Here is an 8086-nt window from a genome sequence, read left to right as displayed (position 1 = left end):
TTATTATTAGATGATGTAGAAAAAGAAGTGGGTGGAGATTTAGAAAAATAAAAGTTATATAAAAAGGTGGGGTAGATGATAATGATTGGAGCTAATCAATATGAGTTAACATGGAATCATTTTGAAGCGATTCATGCAGATAAGAAAATTGCATTTGAAAATCTTTGCCGTTCTCTTTTTAAAAGAGAACTTTGTCAGGAGGGAATATTTCTTCACTCTAATCCTAACCATCCTGGCGTAGAGGTTGAACCAGTGATAGCAAAAGATGGTCGGACTAAAATTAGTTTTCAAGCGAAACATTTTGATAAGAATATAGGATATGCAAAAATTGAAGAATCAGTGAATAAAATAGTGGAAAATTATGCAGGTATATTGGATATTGTTTATTTGTATTGCAATCAGGATATTAAGACAGAGAGTAATTCATATCAAAGAATTGAAAAAATACTTGCGGGTGTAGGAATTAGTTTGGTTTTGATTACTGGACAGACAATTTTGGATCAAGCAATGAATTATCCTCCAATACTTTCTTGCTATTTCGGTCTTGATAATTTAGATGATAAATGGTTTCAAAACAATATGGAATTAAGTCTCAAGAATCTTGGCAGAAGGTATAATGCATTGTTTAATATTGATACAGAAGCGCAGAAAAAACTTTCACTTTTTTTGCATGAAACGGCTGGAATTGCAGAGATTAATGCCAAGAAGGAGGCATTGATGAATGAATTAGAAAATTTAAGATGGAGATGTGATGAAAAGTACAGGACTGAGATTATTTCATTTGTTAAATGGGCTGAATCATTGGAGTATGTGAATGTAAAGAATTTCTCGCAAGCAATTGAGTGGAAAAGCCGTTTTGAAAATGAATGCGCAGAACAGTTTGCAAAGTTAAAAAATAGCTTGACTACAATACAGGAAGAACTGAAGAAATATTCTGGTACCGACGCGGAGTATAAAAAGCTTAGAACTGAAGAATATGAGATTGAAAGAATACTATCATCTTCATCTTATCTTGAAATTACAAAGACAGAGATTAGTATGATTAATTGTAAAGTTGCTATTATTACAGGAAAGATGGGAACTGGAAAATCCCAGCTATTGGCAACTGCTGCAAAAAGAATGGTAGAAGATGGTCGTCCAACATTATTGCTTTTGGGACAAACATTTATTTCTGATGAAAGTATAGAAAATCAAATTATTCAGAACTTAGAAGGATTAAGCTTTGGGCAAAACTTTGAATCACTTATTTCCGTTATGGATGAAAAAGCTCAAATTATTGGTGAAGATGCGATTATTTTTATTGATGCTATCAATGAAAGTAGAAATCGAACTATATGGATAAATGGAATAAATCGTATTATTATTACTTTGGAACAGTATAGTCACGTTAAATTAGTCATTTCTCTTAGAACTGGATTTGAAAAATTAACATTGAGCCAAAATGTGCTAGACAAGAAGAAATCAGGAGATATTGCAATAATTAGGCATACAGGTTTTACTGACGAATCACCAGAGAGAATATACGAATTTTTATCCGAATGTGGAATCTCGTTTTCACCGGAATATTATCTTCATTCAGAGATGACCAATCCGTTGTTCTTAACTTGGTTTTGCAATACATATAGTGGTGAAGAACAAGGATTACTTGCACTTATTGATAGTGTTTTAAAGCAAGCCGACCGAGAAGGCTCAAAAGAGGCTGGAATATTTGAATCTACAGGTATGTTAAAATCATTAATTTATGAAATGCTTGATGCCGCTGAAACAGGAGTTTTGACAAAACAGGAACTGCTAGGGTTAACGGCTTGGAACATATATGGGGTAGTTAATAAAATTGGATATCTGAATGCAATAGAGAGGGCGGGAGTATTAACATCTTTTGTTCAGAATCAAGAGGAGAATTATTATATTGGTTATAATCTACTGGAAGATTATTTAAGAGCATATCGAATTGTTGAAAGAGAAAAAAGCAAGGAAAAAATTATAGAATATTGTGAAAAAAATCTATTGGCAATAGAAGAGGGAAGTATAAAGAACTATGGAAATGAATCTGTCTTTGCAATGGTAGCTTCGCTATATGCATTAAAGTATGAGGGAGAGCTTATAGAACTAATAGATAAAGTAGAGGATGAATGGGATAAAAAACGTTTAATAGCTTCGCTATATGCATTAAAGTATGAGGGAGAGCTTATAGAACTAATAGATAAAGTAGAGGATGAATGGGATAAAAAACGTTTAATAGATAATTACTATTCGTCTTTTATATGGAGAAGTTCTAATATTACATATGATGGTTTCATTGAGATAATAAAAAAATATCCAGTTGATTGCAGAAAAGTTTGGAGCGTTTTTATTGAGAATTCAGTAAAGGAAAAAAGTGAGTTAAATGCATTGGGATTAACAAAGCTGTTAAATCAATATCCTTTGAATCGACGGGATTATCTATGGACAATGGTCGTTAATGAGTTTGATGAAAGTAATCGTATGATAAGCCTTGCATATTATATTGAGGCTGGTAATATGCTGGAAGGATTGTCGGAACATAAGGCATATTTACTGTTAATGACTTATGCATGGATGCTTTCTTCGTCGAACCGAAGTTTGAGAGATAGAGTTTCAAAGGCAATGATTGAAATTCTAAAAGAACATTTTTCAGTTTGCATTCTTCTGCTAAAATTATTTAAAGATGTCAATGATCCGTATATCATTCAGCGTTTATATGGAATTGTATTTGGTGCTGTTATGAGACGAAAGAAGGAGAATAAGTCTGAATTTGGAGATTTGGCAGAATGGGTATACAAAGAGATATTTGATAAAGAAATTGTTTATCCGGATATTTTATTGAGGGATTATGCAAGACTTATAATTGAAAGATTTAACAGCGAATATCCTGATGATGTAGGAAATATACTTTTGGAAAAAATAAGACCACCATACAAATCGAATCCAATTCCAATTGTTGAAGAGGTTGATTATGGTGCAGAAGAATTTCGAGAGAGTGGTCTATGGCCTTTATTGTTTTCGATGAAATTTGATATGAAGGTAAAAGGAGTGGGACTATATGGTGATTTTGGAAGATATGTTTTTCAGTCTGCATTAGAGCATTTTGTAAATGTAGATATGGCAAATATTTATTATTATGCAATACAGTATATATTGAATAATTTGGAGTATAATCCTGAATATTTCGCGGAATATGATAAGCATAGGAATAATTATGATAGGCATCATGCAAAACGAGTTGAACGAATAGGTAAGAAATATCAATGGATAACAATGTATAACATCTTAGCACGAGTTTCTGATATTCATAATATAAAAAGTTGGGATTGGAAAGATAAAATTGGAGTTGTTTATGAAGGACCATGGAATCCTTATGTAAGAGATTTTGATCCTACATTGAATATTAAGATAAAAGTGAAAAATGGTATGCCGCAGATAATGATGCCTAAGTATGGTAAAGAAAAATTTTGTGGTATAAATGCTTTGGAAACTGATATAAAAAAATGGATTATGGAAGAAGATCAGATGTTTCAGGATTTTCCAGAACGTTTTATACATAAGGACGGATTTGGAAAAGAATGGGTGTCTCTCTATATATATCAAGAAAATATATTTCGACCAAGAGGAGAAGAATGTCCAGCGTTTGGATTCTCCAAGGGAGAACAGCATGTATGGACAATTGCGACTATGTATATTTTGCCAGAAACAAAAAAAATATATAATGAGCAGGAACTGATAGAGTCTGGATTTGTTAGAAAAAATTCTAATGGCATGTATAGCTGTTATTCATTATTTTCAAGAGAATATGCATGGAGCGCTGGCTATAATGCAGAGTTTAGAGCGTGTGAAAGCGAGATGGCAGAAAGGGATATGAAGGCTTTTCCGGCAGCAATAAATGTTTTGTGGGAAGAAGAATATGATGCTTCACAAGGAGAGCCTACGTCATTTGCTATTCCAACAGGACAGATTATTCAAGAGATGGAGTTATATGAAAAGGAAATGGATGGCATTTATTATAAGGATGAAGAAATAGCCGCATTGGATTTATCTCTTTTAGGAAATGAATATACTGAGGTGGTTATACGTCGGGACATTATGAATGAATATATGAAGAAAACGGGCGTTCAGGTTTTTTGGACAGTAATTGGGGAAAAGCAGTATTTTCTAGGAGATGTGAGTCAACAATGGAAGAGACGAGAAGGATATTTTGTTTATACTAATAACAAAATAGTTGGAAGTATACGTGTTGCTAACGATAATTAGGAATTTCATTATTGCAAAAATTGATAAATTCATGTTTTCATGCTATGCTTTTGCTATATCTGTTGGCAAAATAATGGAAAAATGATATGAAAGTCAGTTATAAAAAAGCATTCCAATTATTGATAGAAAAAATATCAAGAATGTGCAGTTGAAGCAAAATACTGGCGTTGACGATATTCTGGAATTTGTACCAGAGGATAACGGAGGAAAAGAGAATGGTTGATACCAAAAAGGAACAGGAACGTGATGAACTGCACCGTGCAATATGGGCGATTGCAGATGAACTGCGTGGAGCAGTCGATGGCTGGGACTTCAAAAATTATGTTCTTGGCACGATGTTCTATCGTTATATTTCCGAAAATCTGTGTAATTACATAAATAGCGGTGAGATTAATGCAGGTAACACCGATTTTGACTTTGCAAAAATGCCGGATGAGGATGCAGAAGAAGCAAGAGAAGGACTGGTAGAGGAGAAAGGATTTTTTATCCTTCCGAGTGAACTTTTCTGTAATGTCCGTGCCAATGCTGCGAATGATGAAAATTTAAATGAAACACTGGAGCGTGTGTTCCGTCACATTGAGGAATCAGCGAAAGGCAGTGAGGCAGAGAGCGACTTTGCCGGACTGTTCGATGACTATGATGTAAACAGCAATAAACTGGGTTCTACAGTTGCAAAGCGTAATGAAAAACTCGTAAAGCTACTGAATGGTGTAGGCGAAATGAATCTAGGAGATGTGAAAGACCATTCCATTGATGCCTTTGGTGATGCGTATGAGTACCTTATGACTATGTATGCATCAAATGCCGGAAAATCTGGTGGAGAGTTCTTTACGCCAGCAGATGTATCCGAACTGCTCACACGTCTTGGAACTGTAGGAAAAACAGAAATCAATAAAGTATATGATCCGGCTTGCGGTTCTGGTTCATTGCTTCTGAAGGCTGAGAAAATTCTTGGAAAGGATGCTATCCGTAACGGTTTTTATGGACAGGAGATTAACATTACAACCTACAACCTGTGCCGTATTAATATGTTCCTGCATGATGTGGGATTTGATAAATTTGATATAGCTTGTGAAGATACATTACTTAGCCCACAGCACTGGGATGATGAGCCGTTTGAACTGATCGTGTCTAATCCACCATACTCTATCAAGTGGGCGGGAGACGAGAATCCATTACTCATCAATGACCCTCGTTTTGCTCCGGCTGGAGTTCTGGCACCTAAGAGCAAAGCGGATATGGCGTTTATTATGCACAGTCTGTCATGGCTTGCATCCAATGGAACTGCTGCCATCGTATGCTTTCCGGGAATTATGTACCGTGGTGGTGCAGAGCAAAAAATCCGTAAATATCTAGTAGACAACAACTATGTGGATTGCATTATTCAGTTGCCGAGTAATCTGTTCTTTGGCACTTCGATTGCAACCTGCATCATGGTAATGAAAAAGAATAAGGCAGATAATAGGACACTGTTTATTGATGCCACAAGCGAATGTGTGAAGGTTACAAATAATAATAAATTGACCCCAGAGAATATTGACCGTATCGTAGACGTGTTTGCAAAGAGAGAAGAAGTGAAGCATTTTTCACATTTGGCAAGCTATGAGGAAGTTGCTGGTAATGATTACAATTTATCTGTGTCTACTTACGTTGAAGCAGAAGATACCAGAGAGAAAATTGATATTGTGAAGCTGAATGCAGAGATTAAGGAAATTGTTGCGCGTGAGCAGGTGCTTCGAGATGAGATTGATAAGATTATTGCAGAAATAGAGGGGTGATTTTATGGGAAAGCTTTTTCCAAACCAGTCTTTTGGTGTTAATATATTAAAACATGAAGAATTACCTATATTAAAATCTCATGAATTTGATTTTTTTAGATGCATTGAGTTTAAAGATAATTACTATGGAAAAACTGTGAGTGCGCTTCATGAAGGGAATCTTAGGGTGAGTAAAAGAGATAATAGATATTCAAATCTTTTTCCCGGACAAAAATTGTCATATTGGGCAGACTGCCCTCAAACAGCAAGGACAGAAATAAAAAAGTGGGGGTCTGGTAATAATATTTTGACATTTTGGGCATATGATGACGGAAGTAGTTTTGTACCTACAATTTATCCGGCAGAAAGTCTTCGAATAATTGATGGTATTCATTTCGAATTTGATAAAATTTTGAAAAAAGTTGGTAACCATGAAGACCTTACAAATGATGAGAAAGAAATTATTGATAGAATAGGATATGAGAAACCGGACTGTCTTGCATATAAATCGGAAGCTAAAGAAGGAGGCGTTTGTTTTTTATTCTTTGAAAATGGATTTAAGAAGCTTTCACTTCGTGAGGTAAGCTTACGCTTAGGAGACAAAAAAGGAAAAAACACAGCAAAAGTGATATGTGCCAGTGGGAGTGATTATACTCCAACATTGGCGAGATATGGATATTACTTTTCACCAATAGCAAAGGTTAAATATAATGATAGTTATATAGAGAGTGATGAATATATACTAAGAAAGCAAGTTGAAGATTATTCGCATGAAAAAATAGTGAGGAGAATGCGATGAGTAAATTAGATAAGTTGATTGAAAAGTTGTGTCCAGATGGAGCAGAATTTTTAACCTTGCAAGAATGTACACAAAAAGTTAAAAATATTAAATGGAAAAGTTATTCTGGAAACGATAAAAAGTACATAGATTTAAGCTCTGTGGATAGAGACTTACATTGTATAACAGAATCACAAAATATCAATTCGGATTCAGCACCAAGCAGAGCACAGCAAATTGTGCAGACAGATGATATTCTTTTAGGTACTACTCGTCCAATGCTGAAAAGATACTGTATGATTCCAGAAAAATATGATAATGAAATTTGCAGTACAGGTTTTTGCGTGTTAAGAGCGAATACAGAGATTGTGCTTCCAAGATGGATTTATCATAATATTGCTACAAATGATTTTTTTGCATATGTTGAGCAAAACCAAAAGGGGGCAAGCTATCCAGCAATATCTGATGTAAGCGTAAAAGCATTCAGTTTGCCTGTACCTCCTCTGGAGGTACAACGCGAAATAGTCCATATTTTGGACTCTTTCACGTTACTTACAGCCGAGCTTACAGCCGAGCTTACAGCCGAGCTTACAGCTCGGAAGAAACAGTATGAATTTTATCGTAATAAGTTGCTGACATTTGACAATAATGTTAAAGTTGTTCCGTTAGCGGACATTGCGGATATTAGTACAGGTAGTAGTAATACTAACGAAGGTCTCGTAGAGGGTAAATATCCATTTTATGTTCGTTCACAGGAACCATTGAGAAAAAATGAATATGAATATGATGAAACTGCTATTATTACTGCAGGCGATGGAGTTGGTGTAGGTAAAGTATTTCATTATGTTGAAGGAAAATATGCTTTACATCAAAGGGCATATCGAATTCATATAAATACGCCAGATGTCTTACCTAGGTATTATTTTCATTATATGAGGTCGACATTTTTACCATATATACAGAAAACTATGTTTCAAGGGTCTGTAGCATCTATTCGGAGACCGATGCTAAATCAATTTCCAGTTCCGGTTCCAACATTAGATGTGCAGAAAAGACTTGTCAATGTCCTCGATAACTTTGAATCTATTTGCTCTGACTTAAACATCGGTTTACCAGCCGAAATAGAAGCACGCCAGAAGCAATATGAATATTATCGTGATTTGCTCTTGACATTCGCAGAAACAGGCAAAACAATCTTGACAGACAGACAGACAGACAGACAGACAGACAGACAGACAGACAGACAGACAGACAGACAGACAGACAGACAGACAGACAGACAGAC

4 protein-coding genes are annotated in these 8086 nt (G+C 35.1%); all 4 read left to right on the top strand.

Annotated elements, in window-relative coordinates; genetic code table 11:
* The first annotated feature begins 75 nt into the window (after nucleotides 1–75).
* Complete coding sequence (locus tag DW059_RS14465; RefSeq protein ID WP_117699261.1) at nucleotides 76–4266, top strand: hypothetical protein; 4191 nt, start codon at nucleotides 76–78, stop codon at nucleotides 4264–4266.
* A 215-nt stretch (nucleotides 4267–4481) separates the two neighbouring features.
* Entirely contained in the window at nucleotides 4482–6044 is a 1563-nt protein-coding gene (locus DW059_RS14460; RefSeq protein WP_117699260.1) for a type I restriction-modification system subunit M, read from the top strand.
* A 4-nt stretch (nucleotides 6045–6048) separates the two neighbouring features.
* Nucleotides 6049–6822, top strand: coding sequence for a hypothetical protein (locus DW059_RS14455; protein ID WP_117699259.1), 774 nt, complete (start codon nucleotides 6049–6051; stop codon nucleotides 6820–6822).
* Nucleotides 6819–8086 (top strand): restriction endonuclease subunit S (locus tag DW059_RS14450; RefSeq protein WP_147326063.1); only part of this gene is annotated, 1268 nt, incomplete at its 3' end. The genes DW059_RS14455 and DW059_RS14450, both read left to right, overlap by 4 nt.

It is taken from the genome of Roseburia sp. AF42-8 (genome assembly GCF_003435965.1).
Classification (GTDB): Bacteria; Bacillota; Clostridia; order Lachnospirales; family Lachnospiraceae; genus Roseburia_C; species Roseburia_C amylophila.
This window is presented reverse-complemented; position numbering and strand designations above follow the sequence as displayed.